The 18,383-nt window shown below is 46.1% G+C and carries 16 protein-coding genes and 1 pseudogene; 8 read left to right on the forward strand and 9 right to left on the reverse strand.

Features of this window, described 5'->3' with window-relative positions; all coding sequences use genetic code 11:
• Positions 1-4 precede the first annotated feature (4 nt).
• The 5 genes from ACQ5DJ_RS07045 (at position 5) to ACQ5DJ_RS07065 (ending at position 4,805) form a co-directional block, all read left to right on the forward strand.
• Positions 5-1,642, forward strand: a complete 1,638-nt coding sequence (locus ACQ5DJ_RS07045) for a M20/M25/M40 family metallo-hydrolase (RefSeq protein WP_429841813.1) — start codon at positions 5-7, stop codon at positions 1,640-1,642.
• Between the two features lie 94 nt (positions 1,643-1,736).
• Positions 1,737-2,120: an OsmC family protein gene (locus tag ACQ5DJ_RS07050; protein ID WP_007720051.1), complete on the forward strand. Its 384-nt coding sequence runs from the start codon at positions 1,737-1,739 to the stop codon at positions 2,118-2,120.
• A 62-nt stretch (positions 2,121-2,182) separates the two neighbouring features.
• Positions 2,183-3,763: a helix-turn-helix domain-containing protein gene (locus ACQ5DJ_RS07055; protein ID WP_429841814.1), complete on the forward strand. Its 1,581-nt coding sequence runs from the start codon at positions 2,183-2,185 to the stop codon at positions 3,761-3,763.
• Positions 3,764-3,830: 67 nt separating this feature from the next.
• Positions 3,831-4,109, forward strand: coding sequence for a hypothetical protein (locus ACQ5DJ_RS07060; protein WP_429841815.1), 279 nt, complete (start codon positions 3,831-3,833; stop codon positions 4,107-4,109).
• A 24-nt stretch (positions 4,110-4,133) separates the two neighbouring features.
• Positions 4,134-4,805 (forward strand): ABC transporter substrate-binding protein, encoded by a 672-nt coding sequence (locus ACQ5DJ_RS07065; protein WP_429841816.1) that lies wholly within the window; start codon positions 4,134-4,136, stop codon positions 4,803-4,805.
• Between the two features lie 331 nt (positions 4,806-5,136).
• Here the strand turns inward: ACQ5DJ_RS07065 and ACQ5DJ_RS07070 are convergent, their stop codons facing one another.
• The gene (locus tag ACQ5DJ_RS07070; RefSeq protein WP_429841817.1) at positions 5,137-6,486 is read right to left on the reverse strand and encodes a uracil-xanthine permease family protein; all 1,350 of its coding nucleotides are present in this window, start codon (positions 6,484-6,486) and stop codon (positions 5,137-5,139) included.
• A gap of 206 nt (positions 6,487-6,692) precedes the next feature.
• Here ACQ5DJ_RS07070 and ACQ5DJ_RS07075 point away from each other — a divergent pair, with 206 nt between their 5' ends.
• Complete coding sequence (locus tag ACQ5DJ_RS07075) at positions 6,693-7,673, forward strand: Rieske 2Fe-2S domain-containing protein (protein WP_429841818.1); 981 nt, start codon at positions 6,693-6,695, stop codon at positions 7,671-7,673.
• Positions 7,674-7,759: 86 nt separating this feature from the next.
• Here the strand turns inward: ACQ5DJ_RS07075 and cls are convergent, their stop codons facing one another.
• Together cls and ACQ5DJ_RS07085 are read right to left on the reverse strand one after the other, a co-directional pair.
• Entirely contained in the window at positions 7,760-9,208 is a 1,449-nt protein-coding gene (gene cls, locus ACQ5DJ_RS07080) for a cardiolipin synthase (RefSeq protein ID WP_429841819.1), read from the reverse strand.
• Positions 9,209-9,290: 82 nt separating this feature from the next.
• Positions 9,291-10,235 carry an aminopeptidase gene (locus ACQ5DJ_RS07085; protein WP_429841820.1) on the reverse strand — a complete coding sequence of 315 codons (945 nt, stop codon included), beginning with the start codon at positions 10,233-10,235 and terminating at the stop codon, positions 9,291-9,293.
• Positions 10,236-10,527: 292 nt separating this feature from the next.
• On the opposite strand from ACQ5DJ_RS07085, the gene ACQ5DJ_RS07090 reads away from it, so the two are divergent.
• Positions 10,528-11,811: a haloacid dehalogenase-like hydrolase gene (locus tag ACQ5DJ_RS07090; protein WP_429841821.1), complete on the forward strand. Its 1,284-nt coding sequence runs from the start codon at positions 10,528-10,530 to the stop codon at positions 11,809-11,811.
• Positions 11,812-11,850: 39 nt separating this feature from the next.
• Here the strand turns inward: ACQ5DJ_RS07090 and ACQ5DJ_RS07095 are convergent, their stop codons facing one another.
• The 3 genes from ACQ5DJ_RS07095 to ACQ5DJ_RS07105 form a co-directional block, all read right to left on the reverse strand.
• Positions 11,851-13,314: a DUF4179 domain-containing protein gene (locus ACQ5DJ_RS07095; protein ID WP_429841822.1), complete on the reverse strand. Its 1,464-nt coding sequence runs from the start codon at positions 13,312-13,314 to the stop codon at positions 11,851-11,853.
• The gene (locus ACQ5DJ_RS07100; protein ID WP_429841823.1) at positions 13,307-13,879 is read right to left on the reverse strand and encodes an RNA polymerase sigma factor; all 573 of its coding nucleotides are present in this window, start codon (positions 13,877-13,879) and stop codon (positions 13,307-13,309) included. Before ACQ5DJ_RS07100 ends, ACQ5DJ_RS07095 begins: the two co-directional genes overlap by 8 nt.
• A 466-nt stretch (positions 13,880-14,345) precedes the next feature.
• A complete protein-coding gene (locus ACQ5DJ_RS07105; protein WP_429841824.1) occupies positions 14,346-15,077 on the reverse strand; it encodes a hypothetical protein in 732 nt (243 codons plus the stop codon).
• 158 nt (positions 15,078-15,235) lie between these two features.
• Here ACQ5DJ_RS07105 and ACQ5DJ_RS07110 point away from each other — a divergent pair.
• Positions 15,236-16,188: pseudogene (locus ACQ5DJ_RS07110) on the forward strand (hypothetical protein).
• Positions 16,189-16,549: 361 nt separating this feature from the next.
• Here ACQ5DJ_RS07110 and ACQ5DJ_RS07115 read toward each other — a convergent pair.
• From ACQ5DJ_RS07115 to ACQ5DJ_RS07125, 3 genes are all read right to left on the reverse strand, one after another.
• Positions 16,550-17,053 (reverse strand): SMI1/KNR4 family protein, encoded by a 504-nt coding sequence (locus tag ACQ5DJ_RS07115; RefSeq protein ID WP_429841825.1) that lies wholly within the window; start codon positions 17,051-17,053, stop codon positions 16,550-16,552.
• Positions 17,054-17,151: 98 nt separating this feature from the next.
• Positions 17,152-17,703 carry a DUF4309 domain-containing protein gene (locus ACQ5DJ_RS07120; protein ID WP_429841826.1) on the reverse strand — a complete coding sequence of 184 codons (552 nt, stop codon included), beginning with the start codon at positions 17,701-17,703 and terminating at the stop codon, positions 17,152-17,154.
• Positions 17,704-17,892: 189 nt separating this feature from the next.
• Complete coding sequence (locus ACQ5DJ_RS07125; protein ID WP_429841827.1) at positions 17,893-18,360, reverse strand: hypothetical protein; 468 nt, start codon at positions 18,358-18,360, stop codon at positions 17,893-17,895.
• Positions 18,361-18,383: the final 23 nt, after the last annotated feature.

An 18,383-nucleotide genomic window follows, 5' to 3' on the forward strand; every position in this document is an offset into this window, starting at 1 on the left:
TTTTATGCAGAAATGGCAAACAAAAGAGCAACTCGTTGATCTCTTGTGCAATTTGGTAAGCATCCCAAGCATTACAGGATCATCTGCCGAGAAGGACTTGCCTGGCTACGTCGTCGATCAGCTGCGTACCCTGCCTTATTATCAAGCCAATCCCGATCATGTGCGTGCGAATCCGACTGAAGACGGGCGGCATTTTGTCACTGCTCTGGTTAAAAAAGAAGGTGTACGGGACACCGTCATTCTCGTCAGCCATTTTGATGTGGTCGATGTCGAGGATTACGGCGCCTGGATGAAGCATGCTTTTGATCCGAAGACCCTCACTCCTCTCTTCCAACAAAACCAAGCGGATATGCCAGCAGACGTTCAACAGGATATCCGTACCGGCAACTGGCTGTTTGGCCGTGGCACCATGGATATGAAATGCGGGCTGACACTGCATATGTCGATGATTGAGCAAGCGATTGCTGGAGAGTTCGACGGCAACATTTTGCTTCTGACCGTCCCTGACGAAGAGGTGAATTCTGTCGGGATGCGTGCAGCAGTCCCAGCACTGTTGAAAATCGCCGAAGAGTTCGACCTTAGCTACACCACCGTGCTCAACTCCGAGCCGATGTTTACCCGCTATCCAGGGGATACGAATACGTACTTGTACACAGGCTCCATCGGAAAAGTGCTGCCAGGCTTCCTCTGCTACGGCAAAGAAACACATGTCGGCGAGCCTTTCGCTGGGTTAAACGGCAATTACATGGCCTCTCAAATTACATGTGAGCTGGAGCTGAACACATCCTTCTGCGAGGTCGTAGAAGGGGAAGCATCTCCTCCGCCGACGAACCTGATTCAAAAGGACTTGAAAAAAGAGTACTCTGTGCAAATTCCGCACCGTGCCGTGACACTGTTCAACCTGTTCCTGCTGGAAAAGCAGATGGAGGATGTCGTAGAACCGCTGCTGGAATCCGCAAGAAATGTCGCAGAACGCATGAAGCAAAACTACCTCAAGCACGCGAGCCAGTTTGCCAACTTCGCGCCTTTTAGCCCGCGTGATCTGTCCATTTCCGTCATGACTTACGAAGAACTGTATGCCTATGCGAAGAAAACGTACGGGGAAGAAAAACTGCGCCAGCTGGAAGCAGATGTGATCGCCAACCGCGGCGACAAGGACGATCGCGACACCACGATTGAGCTGGTGGATCAATTAGCAATTCTGTGCAAAGAACTGTCGCCGATGATGATCTTGTTCTTCGCACCACCATTTTACCCGGCAGTTAGCTCGCGCAATCATCCTCTGATTCAGCAAACGATGGAAGAGATGAAGGCATACGCGCGAGATCAGCACCAGGTCAATTTGGTCAAACAAAACTACTTTGGCGGTATCTCTGACCTAAGCTACGTCGGACTCCAATATCCAGCGGCATCCATGAAGCCATTGGTAGCAAACATGCCTTTATGGGACAACGGCTACTCCATTCCGCTTCAGGAGCTCGAAGTTTTTGATGTACCTGTCATGAACCTCGGCCCAGTCGGACGTGACGCCCATCAGTGGACAGAGCGTCTGGACATCGACTATGCATTTGATACGTTAAAAGACATGCTTCCTCGTTGCATCCAGTCTCTCTTGCAAAATGGGAAAGCATTGAAGGAATAGCAAATAGGAAAAGGTTCCTGTACCGATAGATTACTGTCGCACGGGAACCTTTTTCCTTATAATGAAGAAAAACCATTTCAGAGGAGGGTTACGCATGGAATTTCAAGCGAAAGAAAATGGCTTTGTCACGCAACTATCCTATGGTGAGCTGCACGTATCAGGTGATGAACAGTATGGCTTTCGCCCCTACCAGCTCTTGGTCTCTTCGATCGCTGTTTGCAGTGGCGGTGTTTTACGAAAAGTATTGGACAAGATGAGAATGCCGTGCACGGACATGAAAGTAACAGCGGATGTGCAGCGAAATGAGGCAGAGGCAAATCGGGTTGAAAAAATTCACCTCCACTTCATCATTACGGGTGAAAATATGAAAGAAGAAAAAGTGCAAAAAGCCATTGAAGCCGCGAGCAAAAACTGCCCGATGGTCCAATCTGTCAAGGGAAGCATCGTCGTAACCGAGTCCTTCGAATTGGTATCATGATAGGAAATACAGTGCTACCGCCCACTCCTCTGTTTCGACTTCAAGACATACAGCAGGTCACCTTGTCACCGACAGAAGCATGGACGTTTTCCGGAGGCTCTACCCATGCCGTGCTCATCGTGACAAAAGGATCGGGCCGGATACTGAACGAGTCGGATCAAGCCACTCTACTAGATGGAAGTGTGCTGGTTCTTTCTCGAGAATCTGCGAGGCAAGTGCGCGCTGATACAGAAGATCCACTCCGTTTCCTCGTATTCGATTTTGACGCCCTGCAACAGCAAGATCAGGTCACCAACGCTTACAGCCCGAGTCTTTCCTGGCATCTGGACCGCAGCTCATGTTTATTTCACCAGGTCGATCACGGCACGGAGCTTGCCCTCACGCTGTTTGCTCATCGACAAACCAATAATCCGTTGGAAGCTTTTCAAAATCAAATTCGCTTTCAGCAATTGCTGCATCTGATTTGGAGCCATGCTGAACAGCAGGCTACCGTAGAAACATCAAGCGTTGTCGATCAGACTCTTTCTTACATTCATACGAATTATGCGGAGCCAATCACCTTAGATGATTTAGCGAATCGAGCTGGCCTTACCCCTCGGTACTACTCCGAAGTCTTCAAGAAAAAGGTCGGAAAAAGCCCGATCGAATATTTGACGAGCTGCCGGATGGAGTATGCAAAGACGCTACTTCGCGAATCGAATAAACGATTGCGCGAGGTAGCTCGCTTGGTCGGGTATGCCGATGAGTTTTACTTCAGCAGACGCTTCAAACAGCAGATAGGCGTGTCGCCGACTGTCTTTGTCCGCATGAATCAGAAGCAAATGGCACCCGTCACCTTTCACTATGCCGAGTATTTATTAGCACTCGGAATCAGACCGGTTGGCGCTCCAGAAGAGCAGGTCACTTATTTACGCGAGCAATTGCGGATGAAAGAGGCAGATGAGATAGTCAGCCTGCCCGAGAACACGCCAGACTTGATCGAGCCATTGCAACCGACGTTTATTTTGACCGAATCGACAGGAGATTGCGCCACTTTCTCCAAGATTGCACCTACTCTTGCATTTCCGTGGATGGAACACGATGTATTTGGTCATTTGAACATACTGGCCGATGTGCTTGGCATGAAAGATCAGGCACACATGTGGCTCAGGCAGCATGAACAGAAGGTTTTGAAGGCGAAGCGATGCATCGACGCTCATATCCAAAAGGAAGACACATTCTTGATCCTCAATGTGCGCCCACAGAGCCTATTTGCATACGGTGCTAGAAATATCGGGCATGTACTGTACAAATCCTTGAAGCTGACGCCACCCAAAATCATTCAAGGAGAATTAACACGCAACCCCAATTTTTGGGCGACCAAAATCAACGAGGATCAATTAAGCCAGTACGCAGCAGATTGGCTGTTTGTCCACATTTTTGATGATGACCTCTCACGGGCACACTTCACAGAGTTAATGAAACAGGATGTGTGGCAACGAATTCCTGCTGTACAAAAAGGGCAAGTCGTCATTCTCAACCCGATTTGGTTTTCGTATGATCCCCTCTCCCTCGACATCCAGCTGGAAGAGGCCGTCCAAATCCTGACCCATTCAAATACAGCCACATTGTCCAAAGAAAAACGGAAGATTCTCCATGGATGAAAAGAGTGCGTTCAGGGTAAGATGAACCTTGTTAATGAGAATCATTTTCATTCATGGAGGATATACGATGAAACGATTACGCATACAAGCTTGGCTGCCCGGATTCATGATTCTTTCCTTGTTCTTACTCACGGCATGCGGTCAGACAGCCAGCCCCAATCCAGCTACGCCTGCACAAGAGAATAAAAGCAGCGAGACCCGCGTCCTGAAGCACGCAAAAGGCGAATCTACCATTCCTGTGAAACCTCAGCGCGTCGTGGCCCTGCAATATTTAGGCCCCATGCTTGCCCTTGGTGTGAAGCCAATCGGTGCATTGAAGGGACATATGGAAGGTCCGGACATGTAACCACTGGTCGGTGGAATCGAAGTCGTGGGAGATTATGATGCCTATAATCTGGAGAAAATCCTCGAGTTGCAGCCTGACTTGATCCTGACTAGTGCCGAAGACGAGCAACAGGTTTATGAAAAGCTGACGAAGATTGCGCCTGTCGTGGCAATCGACTTTGATCAATACGATGTCTATGGGCATGTACAAAAGGTGGCGGAAGCACTAGGTATCGAAGAAGAAGGAAAGGCTTGGGAGCAGAGGTACAAAGCAAAGGTTGAGGAAGCACGCAAGCTAGTAAATGCTAAGGTCGGGAAGAACGAGACCGTAGCAGCATTAAACGTCCGTGCGAAAACGATCAAAATGTACGGCTCTCGCAACATGGGCCATGTTTTGTACAATGATCTTCAGCTGACGCCACCTCCACTCATCAAGAGCGAGATCGAGAAAGACCCGCTGTTCTGGTCAAAAGACGTGTCCATGGAGCTTCTACCGGAATATGCAGCCGACCATATTTTCCTGATGCTGTTCCCTGGGGAAGACGCCGCTCAGTATTTGAAAGAAATCGAGCAAAGCAGCCTGTGGAAGAACTTGCCCGCTGTTAAAAACAACCATGTTTACGTAGTGGATGTGGATAGATGGCTTGGCTACGACCCTGTTCTGATTGAAAAGCAACTGGATGAAGCCGTGCAGTATTTGACTGGAACGAAGAAGTAATAAGAAAGACCTATGGGTCAACATAGTGGAGGAGAAGAAAAAGCACAGTTCTCTTCGACTCTGACACGCCCGCAAGGGGTGATTGAATGCTCGTCTCCATTTCAAAAAGGGGACCGTCGAGCCAAAGCCACCCTACGGGCGGACGTTTCTCAAGGAAGAAGTGTTCGACAAGCGGGTCCCCTTTTTGAAGTTCCGACTGGGTAGGCGTTGTCAAGGTCTACGAGCTCTGTGCTTTTTCTTCTCACCAGCTTTATTGGCTCATCGATGCCCCTTAACTAAAATATAGGCCCACAAAACAGCCCGGCAGCTTGGTGCGCCGGGCTGTTTTTATTTAGCTGCTAACAGGCTGTTGCTGTGGAACCTTTACTCTGTTCTTTTTTCCCTCTGGAATGAGCAGATTCAAAAGTACCGTTGCCAACGCCCCTACTGTAATGCCTGAAGATAAAATGTAGTTCACGAAATCAGGTACTCCTGCGAGTGCGTCTTTCGGCAGGACTGTTACCGCCATCGTCAGCAGGATCGGCAGTCCAATGACCATCATCGTGCGGTCATCAATCGTAATGTTTTGAATGACTTTGATCCCATTCGCCACAATCGCTACACACACGATCCCAAAAATCCCGTTGATGACTGGCTCCGGTATACAAGTAATCGCCGCCGACAGCTTCGGCACCAGCCCAAGGGCAATCAAGATGAATCCTCCGGCCATAATCGCCATCCGGCTTCCTACTCCTGTCACCGCAATCAACCCTGCATTGGAGGAATAGCCAGTCGTAGGTGTACCTCCGAATAATGCCCCGACAAAGCACCCCAAGCCTTCACCGACGGCACCGCGATTCAGTCGCTCCTCCGTCAATTCACTGTTCGTTACCGTAGAGACGACGAACCAAGTCCCTGTTGTTTCAATCATGATAATCATATAAACAAAAAGCATCGTCAAAACAGCACTGAGATCAAATACAGGAGCCCCATATGGAAACAGCTTCGGCATGGACAGCCATGGTGCTTGTCCAACCGGACTAAAATCTACCGTTCCAAAAAAAGCAGCGGTTATCGTTCCCACGAAAATCGCAATCAGGACAGATACAAGTCTAAAAAACGCCCCCGCAACCTTTGCTCTTGTGCCAAGCAGCATACAGATGACAAGCACACCAGCAGAAACGGCCGCAATCAAAATGTTGGTCCAAATATTTCCCGGGGAGTGATAAATGTTTCCCATCCCTGTTGGCATCAAAGCAATGCCTACGATAATGATCACCGTCCCGCCGACGAGCGGTGGAATAAATTTGCGCACCGCTTTGGCAAACCACTTCAATGGATAACCCATCAGGGCTACAAACAGCGCTCCAGGAATCATGCTACCAATCATCGCACCCATCCCCAGCTTACTGCCGATCGCAGCCAGCGCACCGATGGGCACATAGGAAGGGCCTTGCACGACAGGCAAACGCAATCCAAATCCAGTCTGGATCAACGTCCCGATACCCGTCGCAAGAAAACACATTTGAATAAAGAAAGAAGTGCTTGAAGCGTCCATGGTCAGCAGCCCAGCAATAATAATAGGGGCAATGTACAAGTCCATAGCTAACACATGCTGCAAACCAAGTAAAAACGCCTTGCCCACACTGATTTTGTCATCGACGCCCACAACAAGCTGATTGCTTTCTCGATGTTGTTCCACTTTCAAAAGGCCTCCCTAGTGGTATTTTAGCTAATCACGAACGATATAAGTGGGATTATACCGGATAAATCCGTTTTTAGGCAACTATTCACGTAATAAATAGGTATTATCGCTTTATAATGTTCGTGTTTTCTGTTGACTCCCCTTCGACTCTCCCGCTACAATGGGTGAATAACCGAAGTATCGACAAAGGGAGTGTCTCATCAATGATCGTGCAAGATACCGTGCTGCGTAATGAGTGGATCGTCGCCTGTCGTTCGGCGGATGTGCAAGACCGCCCGATCCAGGTCACCATTATGGGCGAGCGGGTCGTCCTCTTCCGCAACGAAGAAGGAATCCATGCGTTTAAAGACCTCTGTATTCACAGAGGCGCTGCCCTGTCTCTGGGCTGCGTCCGAGAAGGAAAGCTGGTCTGTCCGTATCACGGATGGGAATATGAAGCATCCGGCGCCTGTGTAAAAATCCCTCAGCTACCTGCCGAGCAAGCCATTCCCGGCAAGGCTCGCGCTATTTTATACGGCTGTGCAGAGCGTTATGGATTCGTGTGGGTGAATCTCAACAACCAATCTCCTGAGTTTTTTGCCCTGCCGGAATTTGAGGATGAACGTTTTCGAAATGTCATTTGGGGGCCACAAACCGTGATGGCCAAGCCTCCACGCGTCGTAGAGAACTTTTTGGATGTAGGCCACCTGGCTGTCGTTCACGAGGGTTATTTAGGTGTCGAAACGCATATGGAAATCGGGGATTACCGCGTTCACCGCGACGAGAACGGTGTCATTCGCACGGATGAGATCAAGATTTTTCAGCCTGACCCGGACGGTACTGGTCAAGCGAAGCACGTCTATTACACGTACGAAATCCTCCGCCCCCTCACGGTAAAATTCACGAAACGCGATGCGGAAAACGGCAATCTGATGTCCATTTTGCTTACTGTGATGCCGCAGGATGAAGCGCGAAGCGTAGCTTATGGCGTACTGTCTTTTAATTATGAAACGAACCTTTCCGATGAGGAAATCATTAGCTTCCAAAACCTCATCTTCGCTCAAGATAAACCGATCGTGGAAAATCAAAAGCCTGAGGACCTGCCACTCGATCTGCAAGTAGAGCTGTCCTTAAAATGCGACCGCGCGAGCATCGCTTACCGTCAATACTTAACGGAGATGGGTGTTACATTCGGTACGGCATAAGCTTCTTAACGAAAATAAAAGGACCTGCCACCCCCGTGATTGCACACGTAGGTTGACAGGTCCTCTTGTACTTTCCCGTACCGCTTTTATAAAAGTGGAGACAACAGCCGCGTCAACGATTCTAGCAAGCGCAAACGCAGTGGTCGGTTCACATACTCTCTCAGTGTCATCTCCCGGCAATCAGCCAGATCGGAGACAAACAGTTCCTCCAGCTCCTCTGCCATCTTCGAGTCGTACATAAACGCATTCGTCTCGAAATTCAGCTTGAAGCTACGAATATCAACATTGGCTGTTCCCACAGACGACAACTGGGTATCCACCACGATTGTTTTGGCGTGCATGAAGCCTTTCTCGTAGAGGTAACAGCGCACACCGCTCTTTAACAAATCACCGAGATAAGAGTGAGTCGCCCAGAATACCAACAAATGATCTGGCTTTCCCGGGACCATCACCCGTACATCTACCCCAGACATTGCCGCCATCTTCAGTGCGGTTAGTACACCTTCATCAGGAACGAAATACGGCGTCTGCAAGTAAATCTTCTTCCGTGCCTTGTAAATCATCTTCAAAAAAGCATGCTTAATTTGCTCTTTTTCCGAGTTTGGCCCACTCGATACGATCTGAACCCCAATCGTGCCCTCGGCCTCATGAAGCTCCGGAAAATATGCGAATGACTCATGCATTCTTTTCGGGGCAGACAAATTCCAGTCCAGGAAAAAGCGTGCTTGCAGCATATACACCGCTCTTCCCTCTATCAGCAAATGGGTGTCACGCCAATACCCCAGCTTCTTGTCCTTACCCAAGTATTCATCCCCGATGTTGAAGCCTCCGATATAGCCAACCTTGCCATCAATAATCGTCAGCTTGCGATGATTCCTGAAGTTGACCCGAAAATTAAGGAACGGAATCTTCGCCGGGAAAAAGGAGGCGACTTCACCCCCTGCTTCTACCAGTGGGCGTAGGAAACGGGATGAGATACCAGAGGAGCCTACCGCATCATAGAGCAATCGAACCTCGACGCCCTCCTTAGCCTTCTTCGTCAGCAGTTGAATGAGCTGTTTCCCTAAATCATCGTCATTCAAAATATAGTAGAGCAAATGTATATGCTCGCGTGCTTCCTCCATCTGTTTGAACATAAGGTTGAACAGACTATGGCCTTCCTTAAAAACCTGAATGGTATTATCCTGCGTATAGTACGCTCCATCACTTACCACGTTCATGAAAATCATGTCGCGGTGTCTCTCCATCTCAGGGTCGTTCACCTGTAGTTCACCTTGGGCAAGCAACTGCTTTTGTCTATCGACCGCAGCTCGAAAATGAGAAAATTCTCCTTCCTTGAGCCGATACAGCTTTTTCTTGCTTAGCTTATGTCCAAAAATCAAGTAAACGATAAACCCGATACCCGGCAAAAACAGCAAAACCATCAGCCAGGCCCAGGTCGCCGCAATGTTTCGCCTCTCCATGAAAATAAGAACAGCAGCCAAGATCAGGTTACCTATTGTTATAATCGCAAATACTTTTTCAGACATTGCCATCACACCACATCCACCTCTAGGATTTCCCCCATATTACACCATTACCTATCGGGATTCATCCTTCCTATCCATCTAGTTTGTCCTATGTTGCCAATAGTTTTCCACTCTTCATGATACATTTGTCGTCCAAATACACATCCGGCTCTTTGACAACCAGATCAATATGCACCCCTGCGACAATCGTCCCGCCAAACGTGTTGTTGCTACCAAAGGCTACGTGAATCGTTCCGTACACCTTCTCGTCCTCTAACACAACTCCCGTGATACGCGCCTTATCATTCGTTCCGATTCCGAATTCACCCAGCATCCGCCCATCTTGGTCCCCCAGCATTTGCAGGAGGCGTTCAGCCGCCGTTCCTTCTGCCTTTGTGATCCGACCCTCTTGGACCGTCAGCAGCAGGGGTGAATCGATTTTTCCGATACCGGCGATGGAGCCATCGACGAGGATTTGTCCCTCTGCGGTCCCTTCCAATGGGGCGATATACGCTTCCCCGGAAGGCAAGTTGCCCGATTCACCAGGATTGACGTACATACCTGTACTCGGCACCCCATTGCGATCTGCGATGGAAAACGTCAGGGACTTACCCGCTTTTTCGATTCGCACGGTACTTGCCCGCGTCAGCATTTCGGTCACGCGCTCGGTGAGTGCCTTTACTTGTGTATAGTCAGCGGAAATTGCTCCCGCTAGGAACATATCTTCCGTAATAGCTGGCATGGTAGCCAGTCTTGTACCATTTGCTGCTGCTTCTTTTCGTGCTTTTGTATGCGTCAAAGAGTGCTGCGTCACACATACCACCACATCTGCGCTCTTCATCGCCGCTGCAACAGCCGCAGGAGGTTCTTGACCGGACTTTTCCCGTTCCTTCATGACCATCAGCATTGCTTCTGCCCCGAGCTGTTTCCCTGCTTCCCAAAGCGCCTCACCGATGTCCCGCTTCCGCTCGTCGGCCACCACCAAAAATGTCTCATTCGCCTGTAATGCCAAGCAATTCATCAAAATGCCTTTGCTGGATTCTATCAAGGTCACGTAAACATCATCCTTCTCATCTATCTTATGGTTAGATTATATCCACTTTTTTCTTGCAAACTCTTCTGTCTTCGCTAGATTGGATCGTTAGTCCTGCCCTTATTATGTTTATCGGAATCTTCTTGCTTTTACTGTTAAATTTAGTATGATTAGAATACAAATGAAAACGCTTAAGACAATGAGGTCTTCTACCTGCGCTTTATCAATAGGCGTGGGGAAGGCCTTTTTCTTTTGAAAAAATGATAACGTTTTCATTTGGGGGATCAAGAAAAAGAAAAAGGGGATGACAACCATGTCACACAGAAAAGCACAACCCAAAACGTGGTGGCTAACCATGCTGATGATCGTCGCTCTGCTCGCGATGCAGATGCCAGCCTTGGCCAAGGACACCAACGTGCAGATGCTCGACAAGGGGAAATGGGCACCTGCGACTTATCAAGCTGTCCATGAATTGATTGAGAAACACGGCATCAAGAGTGCCTCCTACAATGCCAAAAAGAAGCCGTATGCCATTTTTGACTGGGACAATACGAGCATCATGCATGACACAGAGGAAGCGTTGCTTGTCTATCAGATCAACCATTTGGCTTACAAGCTCACACCAGAAGAATTCGGGAAGGTCATCCGCACGAATGTACCAGAAGGACCGTTTTCCGATTCGTATAAAAATGTCGATGGCAAGCCTGTCACACTCGATGCCATCGCGACTGATCTCGTAGCCGACTACACGTACTTATATCAAAATTATCAAGGTCTTAAAGGAACAAAATCACTGGAAGAAGTAACAGCAACAGAGCAATTCGCAGATTTCAAAGCCAAGCTGTTTTTCTTGTATGAAGCGATCAATGATACGCACAGCACCTCAATTGGCTATCCGTGGATCCTCTACCTCTTCACGAACATGACCGTAGAAGAAGTACAACAATTAGCGGAAGCATCCAATGATCACAGCCTGGGCATGGCGATTGAAAAAGTAACCTGGACGAGTCCGAAATCGTTGGCAGGCAAAGCAGGCGTAGTGAAAGCCTCTCATACAACTGGTCTGCGCCTCACCTCAGAAGTCGCAAACCTGATGAACACGCTGCGTGCCAATGGCATCGACGTGTATGTTGTGAGTGCCTCCTTGGAGGATGTCGTTCGTGTCTTTGCCACTCTTCCGAAATATGGCTACAATCTCCCAGCGGAGAACATCATCGGCATGCGTCTGAAAACAGAAAACGGACTGATCACGAATGTGTACCAGCCTAACTACCCGATCACGGTAGGCCATGGCAAGACGGAAGTGATCCAGGATGTATTGGTGAAAAAGTATGGTCATGGTCCTATCTTCATCGCTGGCGATAGCAACGGTGATTTCGAGATGATGACAGAGCTGGATAGCGTGCAGCTCGCGCTCGTCGTGAACCGCGTCAAGGGCGGCAAAATTGGGCAGCAAATTACCAAAGGTGCCGAACAGATGGGCAAAGCAAAACCTACGGTTGTCCTGCAAGGACGTGACGAGAACACAGGCATGTGGATTCCGAATGAAGCAACGATCCGACTCGGGCAGAAGGAGCCACAGTTGGTCGCGAAATAAACATGAAAAACCGCCCTTTGTACGGGGCGGTTTTCTTCTTTATGGATTGGTAACTGGAATTCTCCACTCTAGTGGATATTTTTTCTGAACAGCATCTAGTCGTAGTGTGAGCTTCTCCGGGAGCTTGGTTATTTCTCCTCCTTCCCAATGACTGCTGTCCTCCAGCCGAATTTTGTACGTTGCTCGCTCGCGTCCTGACGGATCAACGGGTCCCCCGGATTGATGACCCATATTAGCCTGGTAGGTTGTCCCTTGCCCATCTTGAAGTACCCACCAAGACAAATAAATATCCGAAATATCTTTGGATAGTACCTCTACCTCCATTACCATTTGCTGCTTTTCCGAAGCCCTATCTTTTTCCAGCTTGATGCCTTTCACTGTGAAGATATCTTCTCCCACTTGTTTGATTACGGGCTTCTTGTTCAACTCATCGGGACGAAAGGTGACACTCATATCGTACGGTATTGCCTTGTGAAAGCTGTTTATGACAAGCGTCGCTGCTTTGCCTTTTGGTAACGGATCGTCGTCCATGATCCACCGGAAATGCCCATAGCGATCAATGGAATAAGAATTATTTATGATTCTTTCCTTCCCCTTGCTGCCATCTGCCTCCTCGTAGTAATATCCCAGCCTATATTGCTGATACGGAAGAAATGGAGCATAATCAGGGTTCGTCGTCTTTCCAGTTAACTTTATCGCTTCTTGTTCCAATTGTTTTTTGGCCGCCTCTGTCCATTGTGTTTCCAACTCAATTCGGGTGGTCGTTGGCGTGTTGATGATCTGATGTAAGGTCATCTTCAATCCATGCCTCGTCACCCGCGTCTGATTAACAGGCAGCACAGTCGTTGCGGCCGTTGTTTTTGCCATCGTGATCGGCACTTGCAGCTTCCAGTTTCCTTTTCTATCACCGATTTCATCAAAATGTATCGACAACGTCTTCGGAAGGGGCTCTTGTTCTTTTTCCCCGAGGATAAACCGGACGAATCCCACATTTTCTTCAAAGGTAGTTCCCCACTTGTCAGTCATGACCTCCCCTTTGGCATCCAGCAATTCAACTGCATTGGATTCTGCGTTTGTCGCTGACGGATATGTAGGGAGCGACGGCTTGCCATCCGACTGCTTAATCATTAAAGCAACCTTTACCTGCGCCGGATCAGCAATGATTTCCTTTACCTCCAAGGTAATCCCCTGATCGGTAACAGAAAGATTCGATGTTTCGGAGAAGCCTTGTCTCGCCGCCTGTTGCACTCCTTCGTCAAACCCGTCTTGAGCAAAGATCGATTTGACATAGGCCGCAAATGTTGGGGACACCTGTATGCTTGTGAGCAGAGCGACTACGACTGCGGAAGCGATGCCGATGGAAGCCCATCTTTTGCTACGGTAAAATGGACGCCTTCTCACTTGCAGTCCGTCATTCTTGCTTGGCATTTGAAAACTCGGTATCTCGACAGCTTCCGCTACTTTCCTAAGCGTCTCTTGGATTTGCCGCTCCTCGTTAGTCATGAGTCATTGCCCCTTCCCGCAAAAAATCAGATGGAATGCATTCCTTGTCCAATTGCTGCGCAATCAGCTTCCTCGCCTTATGCATACGCGATTTAACCGTCCCCTCAAAGGAGCCCGTAATTTTGGCGATCTCCGACACACTGAAGCCCTCATAATAGTAAAGAATAATAACCGCGCGATGCTCCGCCTTCATGCTGCGAATCGCCTGCCATATTTGCCGCTGCTCCTCCAGCTTGATCACGTTGTCCAGCGGCGTCATCGCTTCTTCTGGAATCATCTCCTCATACTCCACTACAGGCTTCTGCTTGCGTACCAGATTCAGAGCCCGAAACGTAATGATCCGGTATAGCCAATTACGAAAGGCCACTCCCCGTTTTGGATCGAGTCGGTCTATGTGCTGATACGCTTCGATGAGCCCTTCCTGAACGGCGTCCTGCGCCAGATGCTTGTCATGAATGATCAAATACGCTGTCCGGTATGCCATCGCCAGATAAGGCTTGACCAATTGTTCAAAAGCTTCCGGCTCGTCCTTTTGGCATTTGGCAATCAACTCCCACTCGTCCACAGCGTTTCCTCCCTTCGTTTTTGCTCTACTGTATATTCACGAGAACGAGGAGTTTGGTTCACGTTACATAGGTGAAAAATATTGAACATAGAAAAACCCGTCCTCTGAACAGAAACGGGTGAATACTCTGTGTAAGGAACTAAAATAAGAAATACAAAATCAATGCGACCACATACAATTTCCATACTTTTATTTTGAACTTGATACAAAACTTTTCCAATACGCCCGATAAGTATTCACAACATTTAAGTAATAGCCAAAAAACTCCCATACCAATGACTATGGCGAAATCGAGCGAGCTGAGTCTGCTCTCGATGAAGTTATACACTTTCGTGATATAAAGGAAAAGCACAAAGACAAGGAATGAATAGTATTGCATTGAAAAAACCTCCCCCATGTAATTACAGTTATCTTCTCTTCCTGTCCACTTCGTAATGATCTTGTGGTTGAGATAGACCTTGGGGAGCTATTTGGGAGAAGAAGCAATGAGTTGTTCAACTTCGTTTCTAAGCTCAGAGATATCTTCCCCTGAATAATTTTCTTGCAGGAAAAAAAGATTATTATGTTTATTACCATGTTCTATTACTTCCAATGAAACTTGGGATACAAGTGTGTTCTCGTCATTAATCTTTATTTTTCCTTGAACTGACCCTACTATGTTATAAACGTCATCTTTATCTTCTGTTAAGAAAACAAAATATTTATTTCCTTCTTTCATAGGAATACTTCCTTCAATCCCTACCGATGTTATTCTGGGTTCACCAAGATCATCATTCACTAATTTAGATCCTGACTTTCCTGCGAAATATTTGGCCGTCTCTCTTTCATCGAATTCCCCTCCAGTTTCCAGTACAGATACTGTATCATCTATCTCTACATCACCTTTATAGACTTTCGTTAATCTTAATTCAGAGACTGTATATACATCTAGTCTTTCATAATTAGGGTTATTTTCTTGAGAAATAACTTCAGCTTCGGCTATGATATCTGCATTTTCAGCTAGATCCTCCACGGTAGTGAATGTTTCGGTAAACATTGCTTCACCAGAAACGATTCTATAATCTGAATCACTGGAATAAAGGAAATTCTGTTTTTTCAAGTCACCTATATAGTAAACAGCAAGTCCTGCAATTGTTATAAAACCAATAGTAGCTAGTGCTCTTTTTTTTGTGGATTTTAAATTCTTAATGCTAATCATTAGTATTCTCCTTCCTACAAAATGATAGATAGAATAGTTCGATATGAACCGAACCTTTTTCCGCTAAAGAGGCAATATAGTGTGTAAGCTGCTTATTCAGAGAACAAATAGAACAATCGTATTCACATTATTTACAACAAAAAAGGAGCGAAGTAATTATGAAAAAACGATTAATTGGTGGAATGGTTGCTACTGCGATTTTGATTCCAGCTGCAGCATTTGCGGCTTCTGCCGTGATTGACATGCCTACTAGAACACCGATGACTACTGAACAAGTCAAGGTGGATGAGGTTGGCAAATCAACGCTTGAGAAGCTGTATCTCGCATTTCCTGAAACAAAATCGTTTGAGATTATCAATGCAAGCAACGTTCAAGGTGATGTATCCAAAGGGGAAAATGTAATCAACGTGAACCAAACAAGCATCGTACTACAGGAAAAAGGAGGAACCGGCAAGAAGATTACCCTCCATACAAACGGTAGTACGGGTGAGATTGAACACGTGATTCAAGAGAATTGGGAGCCTAAGGAGAAGTCACTCATTACTTTAACCGATCAGGAAATCAAGGCGAAGGTGAATGATCTTATTAATAAAATGTATGGCAACGTCGAAACGTACGAGGTTGCTATAGAGCAAATGGAGAATCCAAATCAAAAAACATGGATGTTGAATTACACCAATGAGATGTTCGATAAACCGGTCTTCCAGGTTTTTGTTCAGGACAATACCATTAGTCTTACTAAGATCGTAGGTATTCCTACAGCTTCTGATACACCTTCAAACATTAAAGTAGAAGGTCTATTCTCTTTAATGGTAAGCCTGATTATACCGCTGATGCCTTTTTAAACGATGAAAAACTGTTTGCTTTACTAAAAATGAGCGCGACAGAATTAAAGCAAGAATTAGCAAAAGGTAAAACTGTTGTGGAGATTGCAGCATCTAAAAATGTCTCGAAACAACAAGTGATTGATGTGATTGCAGAAACACAGGCTAGAGGACAACTTCAAGGTGATGGAGGACCGATCACCGAGCATTCACTGAAACAAATGATGAAAGCAATTGAACCAAAATTATTGCCAATCATTGAACACAAAACGGAAACGAAATGGTAGAAAAATAGAGTCAACTGGGTTACACAAGTAAAAGAGAAGAGGCGGGAGAACCGTCTCTTTTTTTATGGACTAATTTTTCAGACAGGTCGGTAACGCCATTTTTCCGAACATTCCAGTCAAATGTCAAAAGGTAGACTTTATGACAAACAAGAAATTCGACTGCGATTTTTTGGAATGATCAGGGTTAAATTGCTGATCCCTGGCCAAATCAAACCTTATTCCCCTTAATTTTTACAGCTGTTTGATTCCAAAATGATGTCGTAGATACAAAACGATTATAACCATCCTATCAAGGTTCGTATTCTACGGAAAACATTGGGACGTTCATCATAAAAACAGGCGCGATTTCTCGCGTCTGTGGCTATTCTTCGTAAGGTGGAATCCAGAATTCCTTCCCCTCATGCTCGATGAGCTTATCCAGCCATTCTGTAAATGTCAGGTCAATGTCAATCGGGTTGTCGGGGTCCATTGATTCAATCCATGTGAGGTAGCCGTTTCCGCTGTCTATTCTGTCTTGATCCACGCATATACAGCCTAAAGAGTGACTGCTCCATGCGATAGGATAGTAAGGGTGATCTATGCTGTATCCTTTCCAATACTGAATGACGAGTTGGGGGCTCAATATACTGCAACCACCGCCCTGTCTCAAAGTTCGAAATAAGACGGCACTATCGAACTCATGCAAAAATTTTACATAGTCTTCAGGAAGATCAAACGATTTCAGATTCGCCTCTATACTGGTATAAGGATCGTTTGCTTTGTAAAAAATGGAGTCATGTTTTTCATTTATTATTTGCAAGTTCCCATCCCTATCTGTTCGACTTCCTCGGATCATACCGATACTGCCGTCAAACGAATTCCTCATGACTACACACCCTTTCAATAAAAGCATGGACTGCCACCTAGATGACAGTCTGTTTTTACGTTTATTTTCGGTAGTGAGGGACATTATCGTAGTCTGGCTCATTGGACTCGAAGGGTAACATACTTTACTGAACTTTCTTTTGAATCAAACGTAAACCTTAATAGGTTTCCATTATTTTCATATTCCAATATAAACGTATTATCTCCTGAGTCATCCATAAACTCTCTGGAAGGCTCCCCTAATGTTTTTTTGATTTCCTCAGGTTTTCCAGTCATTCCAACAGTCTTTGGTTCGGCATTCATTAGGACGACTTTACTACTATCCTTTACTTCATCAATTGAATTAGCATAGTCTTCGAATTGTAAATTAAAACCATCATAATATACTTTGAATCCATACTCAGAATTTCCACTCTTGATGGGGGTTCCGATTTTATCTAGAACCTCTTTCTTTGTTGCTCCAATGCCAATTAATACACCTTCTAATTGCCCGTTTTTTACTTTCTCCAAAGTGTCCGATTGAGCAGAAATAACAGAAATATCTTCAGTTTTTTCAGAAACATTGGAGCAGCCAAGTAAGGTTATTGAGCTAAGAACTACAACGAGTAAAGTATTACGACATATTTTAGGCAGATCAGCCACACTCCTCATAAATTGATTGGTCAGTGGTAGGAGTAGATCGTAGGCTAGTGATTTAATTGGTAATTATATAACCGCACTTTAATATGGATGCCGCAAGAAAAACGAAAATGTGGGTTTACTAGGTTAAGGAATGCTAGACACAAAAAATAGCCGGTTATGCTGCTAATGTTAACCGGCTATCTGGAAGCAATTTCGAAATTATTCTTCCTTTTGGTAATCCCATGTTCCATTGTTTTGATTATATTTGAGTTTGAATACCAGAACCTCTCCATCTTCTCTGTTAAACGAGAAGGAGCCTTCTTTTAACTCTTCATCCAGAAGAATAACCGGAATGGTATCCCCTACTTCGGCATATTTCTGCATAATTTTGTCATGTACTTGAATGAATGCACCCCCTATATCCTCAGTATATTTATTATCCATTTTTTCTATAAGTGTCCCTCTGTCGATAAAATCAGTGTAAATCCATTCCTTTCCATTTTCGTCTGTCAAAGTATTCATTCTTTCTATATCTTTAGGTTTTGCTTCGATTCCCAATGCATGAAGGGTTTTCTGGTGATTCGATATTTCATATTGTTCTATATCTTCACTTGCGTATAGATTGCTACCAGCGAAAACAGCACCAGCGAAAACAAGACCGAAAATAAATACACTTCTTTTCTTCATACTATCTTACCTCCTACACATTT

This window comes from Brevibacillus sp. FIR094 (genome assembly GCF_050477165.1).
Lineage (GTDB): Bacteria > Bacillota > Bacilli > Brevibacillales > Brevibacillaceae > Brevibacillus.